We start from the raw sequence: 15,984 nt of genomic DNA, 5'->3' as shown, positions 1-15,984 counted from the left end.
GAGTGAGTCGTCAGCGACGCTGGTGGGGAAGACCGAGGGCGAGCATGGCGATGATGTCGCGCTGGACCTCGTTGGTGCCGCCGCCGAAGGTGAGGATCAGCGAGGTGCGCTGGAAGCGTTCGAGCCGACCGTTGAGGTGGGCGCCGGGGCTTCCCGCGCGCAGCGTCGCCGCAGGGCCGACGACCTCCATCAGCAACCGGTAGGCCTCGGTGGCGAACTCGGTGCCGTACACCTTGGTCGCCGAGGCGTCGGCGGGGCTCGGCGCCTCGCCCGAACCGGCGATCGAGGCGATCTTCCAGTTGATCAACTTGAGGAACTCGACCTTCGCATGCACCCGGGCGAGATTCTGCTGAACCCACTGGGCGTCGATGAGTCGCTGTCCGTCGCCGGTCTTGGTGTGCTGTGCCCAGGCGATCGTCTCGCGCAGAGCGGTCTGGATCGGTGCCGCGCTGCACAGGGCGACGCGCTCGTTGTTGAGCTGGTTGGTCACCAGCGGCCACCCGCCGCCCCCGTCGCCGACGATCGCCGACGTCGGTACCCGCACGTCCTGGTAGTACGTGGCGCTGGTGTCGACCCCCGACATCGTGTGCACCGGGGTGTAATCGAAACCCTCGGCGTTCGTCGGCACGATGAGCACCGAGATGCCCTTGTGCTTCTTGCCGCCTTCCTGCAGCGTCGACGGATCGGTACGACAGGCGAGCCAGATGTAGTCGGCGTAGGGGACCAGGCTCGTCCACATCTTCTGGCCGTTGATCACGTAGTCGTCGCCGTCGCGGACCGCGGTGGTGCGCAGCGCAGCGAGGTCGGTGCCGGCGCCCGGCTCGGAATAGCCGATGGAGAAGTGCAGCTTGCCTGCCGCGATGCGCGGTAGGAAGAAGGCCTTCTGGTCCTCCGTGCCGTAGTGCATGATCGTCGGCGCCACCGAGTTGATGGTGAGGAAGGGAACCGGGGCACCTGCGATGGCGGCCTCGTCGGTGAAGATGAGCTGATCCATCATCGAGCGGTTCTGGCCGCCGAACTCGGTGGGCCACCCGAGGGCGAGCCAGCCGTCGGCGCCCATCTGCGCAACGACATCGCGGTAGGCGTCCCCCTCGCCGAGTTCGCCGTCGCCGCCGGACAGCGCCGCGCGGCGCTCCTCGGTCATCAGGGACGAGAAGTAGCCACGCAGCTCCCGCCGGAGCTCGGACTGTTGATCGGTATAGGCGATTCGCATCGAAACTCCATGGGTGGGTGGCTAGCGTCCGAACCCCGCTTGTGGTCAAGTTATGGGGGAAGGCTCGTCTAGTTTCTGAAACACGTTCTAACCTGTTCTGGCAGCCCCGTCAACAGGCGACGAGCCGGTGAGGAGGAGGTTCTGATGCGTATCAAGGCAGATTTCGACCTGTGCGAGTCCAACGCCATCTGTGTGGGGATGGCACCGGACTTCTTCGACCTGGATGATGACGATTACCTGGTCATTCTCCAAGAGGAGATCCCCGCGGACCGCGTCGAGGAACTGCGGCAGGTGGCGGCCAACTGCCCGAAGTCCGCACTCTCGGTCGTCGAGGACTGACAGAGCTGGAACTCCCGCTCGGTTCCATCTGATCGGGAATCATGCTAGAACAGGTTCTAGTTTCAGCTCAGGAGGATGTCGGGTGGGTTACTCGTTGGACGGTCGCGTCGCGGTCGTCACCGGTGCAGGTGCAGGTCTCGGTCGGGCGGAGGCCATCGGTCTCGCCGCAGAAGGGGCCGCGGTCGTCGTGAACGACCTTCCGGCAGCGCTCGATTCGAGCGATGTCATCGACACGATCACCGCGACCGGTGGTCGAGCGATCGCCGTGCCCGGCGACATCAGCGACTCGTCCACCGCGACTGCCATCATGACCGCGGCGACCGAGCAGCTCGGTTCGCTCGACATCGTCGTGAACAACGCGGGCGTGGTTCGCGACAAGATGCTGTTCAACATGACCGACGACGAGTGGGACCTGGTCATCCGCGTGCACCTGCGCGGCCACTTCCTGCTCAATCGCAATGCGGCGTCGCACTGGCGTGCGGCGTCGAAGGCTGCTGGTGGTCCGGTCTACGGCCGGATCATCAACACCTCTTCGGAGGCCGGTCTACTCGGTCCCGAGGGGCAGGCCAACTACGGTGCCGCCAAGGCCGGCATCACCGCGCTCACGCTGTCCGCGTCGCGTGCACTCAAGCGTTACGGCGTTCGCGCCAACGCCATCTGCCCGCGCGCGCGGACCGCGATGACCGCGGACGTCTTCGGAGAGGCGCCCAGCGATGGCGTGGATCCGCTCGATCCAGCACATGTGGTCCGTCTCGTGACCTACCTCGCCGGCCCCGAAGCCGACGGCGTCACCGGACAGGTGTTCGTCGTATACGGCCCCAAGGTCACCCTCATGGCGGCACCCACGATCGACGAGGTGTTCACCGCCGACGGCGATGCGTGGGACTCGGAGGACCTGGCCAAGACTCTCACCGGCTACTTCGCCGACCGAGATCCGGGACGTACGTTCTCGGCAAGCGCTCTGGTCAACTGACTTAATCGCCGGGATTCTGCGTGATAGGTTTCGCGATGGTGCGAGGGTGAAGGGGGTCCGCTGGTGCTGAACAAACTGGCAACACCCCTCGGGGGGATCGGGGATTTCGTCGCGCTCGGCGTCGATTCGGCGCGTGAGCTCTTCCGTCGTCCGTTCCAGTGGCGGGAGACAGTCGAACAGTCGTGGGCCATCGCCCGGGTGTCGATGGTGCCGACCTTGCTCGTCGCAATCCCGTTCACGGTGCTCGTGAGCTTCACCTTGAACATCCTGCTGCGCGAGATCGGTGCGCAGGATCTGTCCGGTGCGGGCGCGGCCCTGGGCACCATCACCCAGATCGGCCCGATCGTCACCGTGCTGATCGTCGCAGGTGCGGGTGCCACGGCCATCTGCGCCGACCTCGGCGCCCGCACCATCCGCGAAGAGATCGACGCGATGAAGGTGCTCGGCATCAACCCGATCCACCGTCTCGTCGTCCCGCGCATCGTGGCGTCGACGGGCGTCGCCCTCCTGCTGAACAGCCTGGTCTGCACCATTGGCATCGGTGGCGGTTTCGTCTTCTCCGTATACCTCCAGGACGTGAACCCGGGCGCCTTCGTGGCCAATCTGACCCTGCTCACCGGCTTTGGCGAGCTGATGATCTCCATGGTCAAGGCCGCCTTGTTCGGCCTCTTCGCCGGCATGGTCGGCTGTTACCAGGGACTCAACGTCAAGGGAGGCGCGAAGGGTGTCGGCGATGCCGTCAACGAGACCGTCGTGTACTCGTTCATGGCACTGTTCGTCGTCAACGTCGTCGTCACCGCCGTCGGACTCAAAGCAACGGCGGGCTGAGCGATGGTACTTCCGTTCACCACCCGCTTCCGGACCGCGCGCGTCGCGGTGAAACGAGCCGGCGAGGACTGGGACCAGATCGGCGATCAGGCACTGTTCTACTGGGACAGCATCGTGTCGATCCCCCGTGCGCTCAAGCAGTACAAAAAGGAGACCCTCCGGCTCATCGCCGAGATCTCCATGGGCACAGGGGCACTCGCCATGATCGGCGGCACCGTCGTGGTCGTCGGCTTCCTGACGCTGTTCACCGGTGGCACCATCGCCGTCCAGGGCTACAGCTCGCTGGCCAACATCGGCGTCGAGGCCCTCACGGGCTTCTTCTCCGCGTTCATCAACGTGCGTATCGCGGTGCCGGTGATCTCCGGGATCGCGCTGGCCGCGACCATCGGCGCCGGCGCGACCGCGCAGCTCGGCGCCATGCGGGTGTCGGAGGAGATCGACGCCCTCGAGACGATGGCCATCTCCTCGATCCCGTATCTGGTCAGCACCCGCATCGTCGCCGGTCTGATCGCGATCATCCCGCTGTACGCGTTGGCGTCCCTGGCATCGTTTCTCGCGAGCCGCTCGGCGACGGTGTTCCTCTACGGACAGTCGCCGGGTGTGTACGACCACTACTTCGACACCTTCCTGATCCCGTCGGACATCCTGTGGTCGTTCGTGCAGGCCATCTGTATGGCCGTGGCGGTCATGCTCATCCACACCTATTACGGGTACAACGCCTCCGGCGGTCCGGTCGGCGTGGGCGTCGCGGTCGGCAACGCCGTTCGTGCCTCGCTGGTCGTGGTCGTCGTCATCACCCTGCTCACCTCCCTCGCCATCTACGGCGCGGACGGCAAGTTCAACCTGGCGGGCTGAGCGATGAGCAAGAGACAAGAACGGACACGGACCACCCGTCGCCTGGCGGCAGTCGTCATGGTCTCGGCGCTGCTGGCCCTGATCATCGGCGCCAGCGCGTCGTTCCTCGGCGCGTTCAAGGGAACCCAACAGGTCACGCTCGTCGCACCGCGCGCCGGCCTGGTGATGAATCCCGACGCCAAGGTCAAACTGCGCGGGGTCGAGGTGGGGCGGGTCGGCGAGATCACCGAACGCGGCGGCGACGCGATCCTCACCCTGGACATCGCCGACAGCGAGATGTCGAAGATCCCGGGTAACGTGGTCGCCGACATCAAGTCCAACACCATCTTCGGCGCCAAGGCCGTCAACTTCGTCGTCCCCGGCGAGGCCGAGGGAGAACTCACCGCGGGCGCGGTCATCCCCGCCGACCGCGTGGTCGTCGAACTCAACACCGTCTTCCAGCAACTCGTCTCGGTGCTCGCCGACCTGCAGCCCGAGAAACTCAACGCCACCCTCGGTGCGGTCGACACCGCGTTGTCGGGTCAGGGTGAGGACATCGGTGTGGCCCTGGAGCAGCTGACCACGCTGCTGGGCAAGACCAATCCGCACCTGCCGGCGCTGAACCGGTTGTTCCGAGAGGGGGCGACCGTCACCAACGTCTACGCGGACTCGATGCCGGACCTGATTCGCACCGTCGACAACTTCACCGTCGTCGGAAACACATTGGTGGACAACACCTCCAACCTCGACGCGCTGCTGATCAACGCCACCGGGATGGCCAACACCATCGACGGTGTCATCGCGCCGACCAAGAAGACGCTCATCGGCGCGCTGTCGGATCTCAATCCCATTGCTGCGCTGCTCGGTTACAACTCGCCGGGCATCAAGTGCTTCCTCACCGCGGGGGCCATCGCCTCGGAGGTCGCCAAACCGTTCATGGGTGGCCGCAACGGCATGCTGATGCTCGACGCCGGACTGTTCCCCGGCAAGGACCCCTACGCCTACCCGTATGACCTGCCCAAGGTCGGGGTCGAGGCACCGCCCACCTGCGCCGGTGGTCTCTCCGACCCGGGCAGTACCGAACACGCCCCGTTCTTCGTGGGCGACAACGCTCCTCAGCCCTACGAGCCCAGGACCAAGCCGAAGGTGAACTCGAAGAAGCTGTTCCAGATCCTGTTCGAAGAGCCGCCCCGTGGATAACCGCGCACGCGCGTTCCGCGCGACCCTCATCAAACTCGGCGCGTTCACCGTCGTGATGATCCTGGTGTTCGTCGCGCTGGTCGTGGTTTTCAGCCGGTACCGCTCCGGGGCGTCGAACGAGTTCTCCGCGGTCTTCACCAGCGCATCGGCGATGAAGTCGGGCAGCAAGGTCAAGATCGCCGGCGTCGAGGTCGGTTCCGTGGGCGGTGTGGAACTGAACCGGGCAAACGAGGCCGTGGTCACCTTCTCCGTCGACGAGCAGTACCCGCTCCCGAAATCCGTTCGGGCACTGATCCGGTACGAGAACCTCACCGGCGACCGGTATCTCGAACTCCAGCAGGGGACCGGTGACACCTCGAGCTTCCTCGGCGACGGTGCGCAGATCCCGATCACCCAGACCGAACCGGCACTCGACCTCGACAAACTCGTCGGTGGTTTCAAACCGCTGTTCCGGACCCTCAACGCCGACGACGTCAATGCGCTCACCAGCTCGCTGATCGCGGTCTTCCAGGGCCAGGGCGGGGCGCTGAACACCCTGCTGGCCAACACCGCGTCGTTCACCGATGCACTCGCCGACCGCGACCAGTTGATCGACAGCGTCATCAACAACCTGAACACGACACTCGCGACCCTCGACGGCGACCGCGCGGGACTCGACACCAGCGTGGACCTGCTGCAGCAGTTGGTGACCGGCCTCGCCGAGCAGAAGGGCACGATCGGCAATGCCCTCACCCAGACGTCGCGGGTCACGAACGGTCTCGCCGATCTGCTCTCGACAACCCGTCCCACGCTGCAGTCGATGGTCGCCAACACCGGTCGGGTGTCGGAGGAGCTGCTGGCCGCCGAGCCATTCGTCCGCAATCTGCTGACGCGCCTGCCGGAGGATTACAAGACCTTGTCGAACCTGGGTTCCTACGGTGCCTGGCTGCAGATCTACTTCTGCCGCATCCGACTACTGCTCCCCGCGCCGGGCGGACAGACGATCATCTACACCTCGAACAACGTCATGGGCGACACCACCCGCGCGGGCGGAAGGTGTGACGGCTCATGAGTCTTCCCTTCGGCGGCATGTTCTCCAGCCGCAGAACCGAATCCGACGAGGCCGACATCGCGCGCGAGCAGAAGCGCGGCGGACGCACCCGGGCGCAGGTGGGTGTCATCGGCATCGTGGTGATCGCGCTCGTCGTCATCACCGCCATGCAGATGGACAAGCTGCCGTACCTGGCACCCATCAGCACCTACAGCGCCTACTTCGACGACGCCGGCGGACTCGCCAAGGGCGACATCGTGGTGGTGTCGGGCGTGCAGGTGGGCACGGTGGAGGGCATCGAACTCGCCGGCACCGACCAGGGCACCAAGGTCAAGGTCTCGTTCCGGATGAACGACGAGGTCGAGATGGGCGACGAGACGCAGGCCGCCATCCGCACCGAGTCCGTGCTGGGCCGGCGCAACCTCACGGTCATCCCGCACGGCGGCGAACGGATCAAGCCGGGGGGATCGATCACCCTCGGCAACACCATCGCGCCGTATTCGTTGCAGGACGCACTCGAAGGCGCTACCGACACGATCTCGGGGACGAAGACCGACCAGTTGAACACCGCGCTGAACACGCTGTCGGTGACTTTCTCCGAGACACCCGACCAGGTGCAGGGCGCGGTCGACGGCGTCGCCCGGCTGTCGAAGGCCGTGGCCGACCGCGACCAGGAACTCCGTGCCCTGCTGGCCAAGGCCAATCAGGTCAGCAAGATCGTCGGAGACCGCAACGACCAGATCAACCGGCTGCTCATCGACGCCAACGCCCTGGTCGGCGAGATCGAGATGCGGAGATACGCGCTCAACCAGCTGATCAAGGGCATCGGCGACGTGACCGCTCAGTTGCGTGGCTTCATCGCCGAGAACAACGCACAGCTGACGCCGGTGCTCGAGAAGTTCGACCGGGTGGCGACGATCCTGACCGACAACGAGAAGAACCTGAAGGAGACGATCGATCGGCTCGGGCCTTTCGCCAACACCCTGGGCGAGGCGGTGGCGTCCGGTCCGAACTTCGACTCCCTGGTGGGCCTCAACAGCTTCGGCGACTACACCGCGACCTTCCTGAACGCGCTGCGCGGACGCTACCCGCAGGTCTGGCAGTCGCTGATGTATACCGGCTTCCCGTTGATCCCGGACTACTACAAGCTCGGTCCCCCCGACGGCACGGACTCGCCACGCGGCCCGCTGCCATCCCCGACCTATCCCACGCCGGCGCCGACCACGAGAGGGCGGTGAACATGACCATCGGACGCAAGGTGCTGCTCGGTGTGCTCGCCGTGGTACTCGTGATCGCCCTGGTCGTCGTCGGCTGGACGGTCTTCCTCCGGTCCACGACGAACACCTTCACCGCCTACTTCGGATCGGTCGCGAGCCTCTACGAGGGTGATCCCGTGCGGGTCCTGGGTGTGAACGTCGGCCGGGTCTCGAAGATCACGCCCCGCGAGAACGACGTGAAAGTCGAACTGCGCGTGGACAAGAGCGTCGACATCCCGGAGGACGCGAAGGCGGTCATCGTTGCGCAGAGCCTGGTGTCGGGGCGTTTCGTCCAGCTGACCCCGGTCTACTCGGGCGGCCCGGTGATGTCCGACGGCTACGACATCCCGATGGATCGCACGGCGGTCCCGATGGAATGGGATGACATCAAGGCCCAGCTCACGAAGCTGACCGAGGCGATCGGTCCGGAGGGTCCCGACCAGGGCTCGGCGGCCAGGGCGGTCAACGTCTTCGACGAGAATCTCGAGGGCAACGGCGCCGCGATCAACAAGTCGATCCGCGAGGTCTCCGACGTCATCGGCACCCTCGCCGCCGGCCGGGGAGATCTGTTCTCGACGATCCAGAGTCTGCAGAAGCTGACCGACGCGCTGTCGGGCAGCCACGAGCAGCTCGTGCAGTTCAACGGCCGGCTCGCCTCGGTGAGTTCGGTTCTCGCCGACAACACCACCGAGCTCGACGAGGCGCTCAAGGGCCTGGACTCGGCGATGACCGACGTGCAGGGCTTCATCGACACCAACAAGGACGCACTGGCCTCGTCGGTGGAACGGCTGCAGGCGACCACCAAGATCGTCGCCGACAAGAACGAGCAGGTCGAGGGCGTGCTGCACTCCGCGCCCAACCAGCTCGCGAACTTCTACAACATCTACAACCCGCTCTCCGGCTCGCTGTCGGGCGTCTTCGGCCTGGGCAACGGCACCAACCTGATCACGCTGCTGTGTGGTTCGATGGATGCCACCAACCGTCCGGGAACGTCGATGCAGGACATCGACAAATGCGTCGAGATCCTCGCGCCGGTGCTGTCGTCGATCTCGATGAACTACCCGCCCTTCCTCACCAACCCGGTGCAAGGAACCAATGCGCTGCCGAGTCAGCTGCAGTACCAGAATGCGAACGTGAAGGCGCGGGCGCAGGCCGGCGTGCGGCGCATCGACAACGAGACGCGGCGGGACAACGCCGGTTCGCCGCTCGGAAACCTCCTGGTGCCGTTCGGGGGTGACCGATGACCTCGGCACGCCTACGCGGCGGACTGGCCGCAGGCGCGGTGGCGCTCACCGCGCTCCTCGCCGGATGTTCTTTCGACGGACCGAATTCGCTGCCCGTGCCGGGTGCGGAGGGGACCGGCGGCGGCTCCTACCAGATCACCGCCCTCATCCCGTCCGCCGCCGGACTGGTGAACAACGCCCCGGTCCTCATCGACGATGCTAACGTCGGCAGCGTCGGCGACATCGAGGTGAAGGACTGGAACGCACAGGTGACGATCCGTCTGAACGACGGCGTCATCGTCCCGCGCGGTTCGCATGTGATGGTCGGGATGACTAGTGTGTTGGGCTCGACGCACCTGGAGATAGTCCAGCCCGCCGAACCGAAGGGCGGACGCCTCGAAGCGGGCGACGAGATCCCGCTGACAAAGTGTCCCGAACAGTCCAACATCGTCACCGATCCCAAGGTGCCGACGGTGCCCGACATCAATGCCGCGCAACAGGTCGCGGCGTGCACCTACCCGAGCACCGAGCAGGTGCTGAGCTCGCTGTCGGTGGTCCTCAACGGCGGCGGGCTGTCGCAGGTGGGCGACATCGTGCACGAGATGAGCCAGGTGTTCGGCGGACGTGAGACGCAGATCAAGAAACTCATCCCGCGGCTGACCACCCTGGTTGCGGATCTGAATGCCCAGAAGGACAACATCATCCGCGCCACCGAGGGGCTTGATCGCCTGTCCCGCACGATGAACGAGCAGAAGGACACGATCGAACGAGCGCTGGACGCGAGCCCGCAGATCCTGCAGCTGCTCGTCGACCAGCGTCAGCAGTTCCTCGACACCCTCGCCTCGGTGTCGAAACTGTCGAAGACCGCCAACGACATCCTCGGCGCCAACTCCGAGGACATCGTCACGATCGTCAAGGGAATCGAACCCGCCCTCGATCAGCTGCAGGCCTCGGGACCGGCGATGACGCAGTCGCTGAACATCCTGCTGACCTTCCCGTTCTACGAGCCGACCATCCGCCAAATCGTCAAGGGCGACTTCGTGAACTCGGATCTGACCCTCGACCTCACGGTGGACCGGCTGAGCGAGACGATGTTCGCCGGCCTGGGCGTCACCGGCCCAGAAGGCGTGTTCGGCCGCCCGGCCGGTGCGGCCGCTCGCGGACTCAACCCCTTCACCGCGCCGTTGATCCCGGGTGGTGAGAAGCTTCCCGACACCGCGGAACCGGTTCCGGCCAATCTCATTCCACCGGTGCAGGTGCCGTCGCCCACGGCGCCGCCGACGGTGCCCTCGTATGCGGGAGGTGGGCGCTGATGAAGATCACTCGATTCGTCCGGATCCAGCTGATCATCTTCTCGATCGTCACCGTGATCGCGATGGTCGCGATGGCGCTGTTCTACATCCGGATCCCGTCGATGTTCGGCGTGGGCAGCTATCGGGTGCAGCTGAACATGGAGACCAGCGGCGGCCTGTACCAGAACGCCAACGTCAGCTATCGCGGCGTCTATGTCGGCAAGGTCGACTCGGTCAAGCTCACCGACGACGGCGTCGCGGCGACGCTCGTCATCGACAACGGCACCGACATCCCGGCGTCGGCGGTGGCATCGGTGCGCAGCGTCTCGGCGATCGGTGAGCAGTTCGTCGAGTTCACCCCGAACAAGAACCCGCCGGCCGACGCTCCGACCGGGTACCTCCACGACGGCACCGAGGTCACCGTCTCCGAGGTCCCCGTGGAGATCTCGACCATGCTCGACCAGGCCGACGCGATGCTGCAGGAGATCGGCGACACCAAACTCCGGTCGCTGGTCGACGAATCCTTCGTCGCCTTCAACGGCACCGGTGAAGCGCTGCAGCGGCTCCTCGACTCGATGACCCTGTTCATCGGCGAGGCCAACAACAACACCGACACCACCATCGCACTCGTCGAGCAGGGGGCTCCGCTGCTGGCGACGCAGTCCCGCACGGCCGACGACATCCGGGCGTGGACCCGTGACGTCACCGCGTTCACCGACCAGCTGCGGGCCGATCGTCCCGAGATCGGCGACATCCTCCGCAAGGGGCCGTCGACGACGTCGAAGGCACAGAAACTGTTCGAATCGCTCGGCGGTTCGTACCCGTTGCTGGTGTCGAATCTGGGCACGATCGCCCAGACCCAGGCGATCTACCTGCCGAACTGGAAGCAGATCCTGGTGCTCTATCCGCGTCTGATGAACTCACTGATCACCGCCCTGAACACCGGTACCAACAACTACGGGCCGAATGTGAACTTCTCGCTGGGCTTCCAGGACCGGCCGGTGTGCAACATCGGCTTCCTGCCCAAGGAGGAGTGGCGGTGGCCGTCGGCGCAGACCGCGCGCGAGCTGCCGCCGGGAATGCTCTGCCGGGTGCCGCAGAACTCCAACGTCGCCGTGCGCGGCGCCCGCAACTACCCGTGTGCGGAGTTCCCGGGCCGCCGCGCGCCGACGCCGGCCGAGTGCCGCACGGGCTACAAACCGCTGCCGGGATTGGTCGATCCGTTCCAGAGCGGTCTTTCGTTCGGCTTGAAATGGCAGCCGGCGTCCTCCGGTACCGTGACACCGGGCACACCGAAGGACTTCACCCCGGAGCCCGCGGTGTACGCCACGACATACGATCCGGAGTCGGGCAACTTCATCGGACCCGACGGCAAGACGTACAACGCCGGCACGGGGAGTGAAGGGCAGGGACAGAGCAGTACATGGCAGACGATGATCAGCGGGACGGTCAGTCCGTGACGCCTGACGGCACCACGTCGACCCCGGTCACCACGAGCCCGGCCGGCACGGCACCGAGTCGCACCGCCCAGACCGACCGTCGGAAGCCGACGAGGCCGGTCCGGTCGGCGCCGATCCGAGGTGGCCGCCCGGCCGGAAAGAAGCCCGCGGAGCAGACCCCGGTTACCGAGACCCCCGTTGCCGAGACCGCCGCCGCCGAGACCCCGGTCGAGTCGGCCGAGGAGACGACGACCCCCGCAGTGCCACTCGCCGAGCCGGACGCCGGGTCGGAGATCGCTCCCGATCCCTCCGAGGTCGAGAAGACGGTCAGCTGCCGCGAGCGACGTCGGGCACGTCTGGCGTCGAAGTCTCCGGAGAAGGCCGGCAAGGGCAAGGTTCGCTACCGCGGGTCGGGCCGGCGATCGCCGCGGGCCGTGGTCGGCGTCGTCGTCGCGATCGTGGTCATCGTCGTCTGCGCGGTGGCCTCGGTGGTGTTCGCGCTGGGCATCGCCCGGCAGAACGAGCAGAACGATCTGCGGGCGGAGTACTCGGCGTTCGCCTCGCAGGTGCTGATCAACCTGACGAGCATGAATCCCGACACCGTCGACCAGACGCTGAGGTCGGTGCAGGACGACACCAGCGGCAAGGTCAAGCAGGAAGTGCAGAACAACATCCAGCAGGTCGCCTCGCTCGTGCGGGACGGCAAGCTCGAGACCAAGTCGATCATCCTCAGTTCGGCGGTCACCAAGGCCGAACCCGACGAGGGTTCGGTGATCATGGTGTTCGGCTGGCATCAGCAGTCGCTCGACGGCCAGACCCCCGCCCAGGACAAGGTGTTCCGCTGGCGTGTGGACATGACCCGGATCAACGGCGACCTGAAGATGACGGATTTCGAGTGGGTGGCGTGATGGCAGGCAAGACATCCGGGCTCAGCAAGGCGCGCCTGGGATTGATCGTGCTGGCCGTCCTCGTGGTGGCGACCGTCGCGGCCACCGCGTTCCTCGGCTACCGGTACACCCAGGGCCGTGCGGAGGAGGAAGCGCGCGAATCCTCGCTCGCCACCGCCCGCGACTACGCGAACACCATGTTCGGGTACAACGCCGGGAACGTCAGCGATCACATCGACCAGTCGATGAGCGTGCTCACCGGCCCGGCCAAACCCGAGTACACCAAGCTGATCACCGAGAACAACCTGGCCGCGGAGGTTCGCAAGCAGCAGGTCGTCTCGGAGGTCACCATCCAGGACGCCGGCGTGGTCACCAACACCGCCGACACCTCGCAGGTGCTGATCTTCATGAACCAGTCGGTCACCCGTGGCCAGAAGGAACTCGTCAGCATCAACCCGTCGCGGCTGACCTTCGACATGGAACGCCAGGGCGGGCGCTGGATGATCAACCACATCGAGGTCATCACCGACGACACCTTCCGCTCCAAGCTCGAGGTCGTCGAGTCCCTGCCGCCGGATGCCAAGCCGGTGCCCGGACAGTCGCCGGCGCCCTCCCCGGCCCCGGCAGCGCCGCCGGCCGCGCCGGTCCCGGGATCGGGCGCACCCGCAGTACCCGTGCCCTGATCCACCCCGTCTGACCCAGCTGATCGAGCCGCGTGCCCCGATCGAACCGGTGTCGAGCGAAGGGCGGAGCCGTGTCGAAAATCCCGTTGCGGGACGCCGAGAGCGGGCGTACTTTCGCGGTTACACAGGGAAGGAGGTGGTCTGATAGTGATTTCTCATCGGACATGTGAGGTGACCATCCGTTAGCAGCTGACCGTGTGGCATTCGTGTCGCCGGAGGTGGGTCACCACCTCATCAGCGCCGACGAATACCAGGTGGTCACCCGGCCCCCGCATCCCGACCTGGTCCGGTCGGCACGAGGCTCGTATGAGCGATGCGGGGGCCGTTCCATGTCTGGAGCACCCGTGTCCGCCCACCACTCGTCTCCGGCAGGACGGCCTTCGGCCATTCGCGTAGCGCGCTACTCGTGAGAAACGGATGCAGCAGAGGTGAACTGAGGCAGTCCACCGATGTACGTGCCACGAATACCTGCTACAGGGAACACCCCGCCAGAGGGAGAGAACGATGGTCACCACGAACGCCGTCCGTGAACACCCGATCGAACCCGGTCTCGACGGTTCTGACATCGACGACACCGGCATCCGCGACCGCGGTTGGGACGACAGTTACTGGGGGCCGGGAGATCCGGACTTCGGGACCGCGACACCACCTCACTTCACCTTCGCCGATCCGCACGCCGCCGGACTCTTCCACGCGGACGACGAGCACGTCTCGATCCACAACCGTGGTACCGGCCCGATGGCCGCCCTCATCTTCCTCGACGACGGCCGCGTCGAACTCCGTCGACTGGGGCCCGGCGAGACGATCACCCTGCCCGACGAGGACTCGTTCACGTATCTCCAGGCGCCGCGAGGTGACGACGGCCGCCCGGTCATCTACGGAGGGGTGTGGGTCCACCAGGGGCGCGCGATGCCGGTGACCATCCCCATCCCGTCGGAGCGGGAGTTCCTCGCCCAGCGTTACCTCACGCCGTGGAGCACGGACTGGGCCGGGGGGACTCGCCGGCTGCCGGCTGCGGGACCCCGCGGAGGATCACATCTCCTACCAATACCGCTCCGGAGGAACGACATTCACGGTCCGCAATGCCGGCGACACCTGGGTTGCGGTCGTTCATCGGGCCGGGTCGGAGTACACCGTCGTCGAATGCGGTCCGCACGAGCGCGTCGACTTCTCGATCTCCCCGCACTCCGCTCGCAGCGACGTCTTTTCGGTGGTGGGCCTGCGACTCGACGGCTCACCCGGACGCGCACCCTATGTCTCGGCGTCGGGCACGGTGCACCCCGGCTGGGCGGGGCGCCCGGGAGCTGCGACGGCCTACGGCTCGGTGGTGATCATGGTCGGGTCGCTGATGTACAGCGCGCTGCCCAAACGGAACCTGTATCTCGCGTTCTCGGATCTACGACGTTGCGGCCGCACTCATCGGTGAGGGGCTCCCGGGTATCCGCTGATCCCGCGAGATGCTCAACCGACGTGGCGTCGGAGCTTGGCCGACAGACGGGGGATGAGGTCGCCGTCGGTGTCGACGCGCTCCTCGACGTAGGCCAGGTCGCCGTCGGGGACCAGACCGTAGAGGCGCTTCGCCCCGCCGGCGCGGCGGCCGGACTGGGACTTGATGACGACGTCGGTCGCCAGCTCCCATGAGGTCTGGTTGAGGGGAGTGCCGTAGAAGAGCTCGACCGAACCCTCGGCGTGGGCGAGGAGCAGCTCGATGGTGTCGTCTTCGCCGATACGCCAGAAACCGGATTCGCGAAGGTCTGGTCGGACGAAGACGGCGTCGTCGTCGATAACCCACGAGCGTGACTCCCAGGTGAGGAAGTTCTGGCCGTCATGCGAGACGACGATCTGCTGCGCGAAGTGGTAGTCGGTGTCGGTGTCCGCGTCGTGGCCTTCGCCCTCGCCGCGCCAGACACCGACCAGCGGCAGAAGTGCCAGCAGACCGGGATGGAGATCGGCGCCGAGACGAAGGTTCGCGGTGTCGGCGGGCAGCGGGAGGCCGTCCCAGGTGGGGACGTTGCGCTCGCGGCTGCCGGACTCGACGGCGCGTGCCTCGGCCTGGCTTATCGCCTCGTCACCGGAACGATGAGCGACACCTTCGCCCGACGGCGACGTGACACCGTCGCCCTTGGGCACGGAGCCGGCAGGCTCGTCGGCGGCTCCACCGGTTCCCGGGTGGGACGTCACGACTCGTCGGTGACCAGGCGGTAGAGGGTGTAGACACCGAACCAGGTGATCAGCACGGCGGCCAGGATCAGCAGGATTTCGAAGAAGAGGACCACGAGGATAATTCTAACCCGGGCTTCTGCGGAGGGTGCAGCGGGTGCCCTTCGAGACGCTTCGCTCCTCAGGGAACGGGTCGGTGCTCCGGCAGGCGCTCCTCAGGGAACGGAAGAGGTCCCGGAAACGACGAAACCCGGTCACCGCTGTGCGGTGACCGGGCGGCGTCGTGAGGTCTCGGACACCCACGACGAGGAGTGCATCACTTGGAGACGGTGATGTCCTGTTCGTGGATGCCGGGGCCCTCGGGGCTGATCGACGCATCGCCGTTGCCGACGGACGACAGGGCGCGAAGCGTCCAGGTGCCGGGGGCGGCGAAGAAGCGGAAGTCGCCGGTCGGTGAGGCGACGACCTCGGCGGTGAACTCACCGGTCGAGTCGAGCAGACGAACGAAGGCGCCCGCGACCGGGTTGCCCGAGCCGTCGGTGACCTGCCCGGTGAGGACGGTCTCCTTCTCCACGTCGACGCCGGCAGGCAGCTTCTGTCCCTGCTTGGGTGCAGCACACATAGTTG

At 66.2% G+C, this 15,984-nt stretch carries 17 protein-coding genes; 13 read left to right on the top strand and 4 right to left on the bottom strand.

Features of this window, described 5'->3' with window-relative positions; genetic code table 11:
• Positions 1-10: 10 nt before the first annotated feature.
• Positions 11-1,213 carry an acyl-CoA dehydrogenase family protein gene (locus tag BPODLACK_RS10320; RefSeq protein ID WP_024499323.1) on the bottom strand — a complete coding sequence of 401 codons (1,203 nt, stop codon included), beginning with the start codon at positions 1,211-1,213 and terminating at the stop codon, positions 11-13.
• A gap of 144 nt (positions 1,214-1,357) precedes the next feature.
• Here BPODLACK_RS10320 and BPODLACK_RS10315 point away from each other — a divergent pair, with 144 nt between their 5' ends.
• The 12 genes from BPODLACK_RS10315 (at position 1,358) to BPODLACK_RS10260 (ending at position 13,197) form a co-directional block, all read left to right on the top strand.
• Positions 1,358-1,552 (top strand): ferredoxin, encoded by a 195-nt coding sequence (locus tag BPODLACK_RS10315; RefSeq protein WP_005201561.1) that lies wholly within the window; start codon positions 1,358-1,360, stop codon positions 1,550-1,552.
• Between the two features lie 82 nt (positions 1,553-1,634).
• On the top strand, positions 1,635-2,525 hold the full coding sequence (locus BPODLACK_RS10310; RefSeq protein WP_006436989.1) for a 3-oxoacyl-ACP reductase: 891 nt from the start codon (positions 1,635-1,637) through the stop codon (positions 2,523-2,525).
• Positions 2,526-2,588: 63 nt separating this feature from the next.
• The gene (locus BPODLACK_RS10305) at positions 2,589-3,353 is read left to right on the top strand and encodes an MlaE family ABC transporter permease (RefSeq protein WP_006436988.1); all 765 of its coding nucleotides are present in this window, start codon (positions 2,589-2,591) and stop codon (positions 3,351-3,353) included.
• Between the two features lie 3 nt (positions 3,354-3,356).
• Positions 3,357-4,208 (top strand): MlaE family ABC transporter permease, encoded by an 852-nt coding sequence (locus BPODLACK_RS10300; RefSeq protein ID WP_006436987.1) that lies wholly within the window; start codon positions 3,357-3,359, stop codon positions 4,206-4,208.
• 57 nt (positions 4,209-4,265) lie between these two features.
• Complete coding sequence (locus BPODLACK_RS10295) at positions 4,266-5,387, top strand: MCE family protein (protein WP_035760631.1); 1,122 nt, start codon at positions 4,266-4,268, stop codon at positions 5,385-5,387.
• Entirely contained in the window at positions 5,380-6,438 is a 1,059-nt protein-coding gene (locus BPODLACK_RS10290; RefSeq protein WP_006436985.1) for an MCE family protein, read from the top strand. Before BPODLACK_RS10295 ends, BPODLACK_RS10290 begins: the two co-directional genes overlap by 8 nt.
• Positions 6,435-7,655 carry an MCE family protein gene (locus BPODLACK_RS10285; protein ID WP_006436984.1) on the top strand — a complete coding sequence of 407 codons (1,221 nt, stop codon included), beginning with the start codon at positions 6,435-6,437 and terminating at the stop codon, positions 7,653-7,655. The genes BPODLACK_RS10290 and BPODLACK_RS10285 overlap by 4 nt, the downstream gene beginning before the upstream one ends.
• A 2-nt stretch (positions 7,656-7,657) precedes the next feature.
• A complete protein-coding gene (locus BPODLACK_RS10280; protein WP_006436983.1) occupies positions 7,658-8,917 on the top strand; it encodes an MCE family protein in 1,260 nt (419 codons plus the stop codon).
• Complete coding sequence (locus BPODLACK_RS10275; RefSeq protein ID WP_159405214.1) at positions 8,914-10,209, top strand: MCE family protein; 1,296 nt, start codon at positions 8,914-8,916, stop codon at positions 10,207-10,209. The genes BPODLACK_RS10280 and BPODLACK_RS10275 overlap by 4 nt, the downstream gene beginning before the upstream one ends.
• Complete coding sequence (locus BPODLACK_RS10270; protein ID WP_159405213.1) at positions 10,209-11,648, top strand: MCE family protein; 1,440 nt, start codon at positions 10,209-10,211, stop codon at positions 11,646-11,648. Before BPODLACK_RS10275 ends, BPODLACK_RS10270 begins: the two co-directional genes overlap by 1 nt.
• The gene (locus BPODLACK_RS10265) at positions 11,645-12,535 is read left to right on the top strand and encodes a hypothetical protein (RefSeq protein ID WP_159405290.1); all 891 of its coding nucleotides are present in this window, start codon (positions 11,645-11,647) and stop codon (positions 12,533-12,535) included. The genes BPODLACK_RS10270 and BPODLACK_RS10265 overlap by 4 nt, the downstream gene beginning before the upstream one ends.
• Complete coding sequence (locus BPODLACK_RS10260) at positions 12,535-13,197, top strand: hypothetical protein (RefSeq protein WP_006436979.1); 663 nt, start codon at positions 12,535-12,537, stop codon at positions 13,195-13,197. Before BPODLACK_RS10265 ends, BPODLACK_RS10260 begins: the two co-directional genes overlap by 1 nt.
• Positions 13,198-13,668: 471 nt before the next feature.
• Here the strand turns inward: BPODLACK_RS10260 and BPODLACK_RS23540 are convergent, their stop codons facing one another.
• A complete protein-coding gene (locus tag BPODLACK_RS23540) occupies positions 13,669-14,094 on the bottom strand; it encodes a hypothetical protein (protein ID WP_232513019.1) in 426 nt (141 codons plus the stop codon).
• A gap of 313 nt (positions 14,095-14,407) precedes the next feature.
• On the opposite strand from BPODLACK_RS23540, the gene BPODLACK_RS23535 reads away from it, so the two are divergent.
• Complete coding sequence (locus BPODLACK_RS23535) at positions 14,408-14,623, top strand: hypothetical protein (RefSeq protein WP_232513018.1); 216 nt, start codon at positions 14,408-14,410, stop codon at positions 14,621-14,623.
• A 35-nt stretch (positions 14,624-14,658) separates the two neighbouring features.
• Here the strand turns inward: BPODLACK_RS23535 and BPODLACK_RS10250 are convergent, their stop codons facing one another.
• Both BPODLACK_RS10250 and BPODLACK_RS10245 read right to left on the bottom strand, forming a co-directional pair.
• Positions 14,659-15,378 carry an FABP family protein gene (locus tag BPODLACK_RS10250; RefSeq protein ID WP_198362474.1) on the bottom strand — a complete coding sequence of 240 codons (720 nt, stop codon included), beginning with the start codon at positions 15,376-15,378 and terminating at the stop codon, positions 14,659-14,661.
• A gap of 295 nt (positions 15,379-15,673) precedes the next feature.
• Positions 15,674-15,979, bottom strand: a complete 306-nt coding sequence (locus tag BPODLACK_RS10245) for a DUF1416 domain-containing protein (protein ID WP_006436976.1) — start codon at positions 15,977-15,979, stop codon at positions 15,674-15,676.
• Positions 15,980-15,984: the final 5 nt, after the last annotated feature.

It is taken from the genome of Gordonia sp. YY1 (genome assembly GCF_009872315.1).
GTDB lineage: Bacteria > Actinomycetota > Actinomycetes > Mycobacteriales > Mycobacteriaceae > Gordonia > Gordonia amicalis.
The sequence above is the reverse complement of the archived record's forward strand: the minus strand, read 5'-3'. Positions and strand labels throughout refer to the sequence as shown.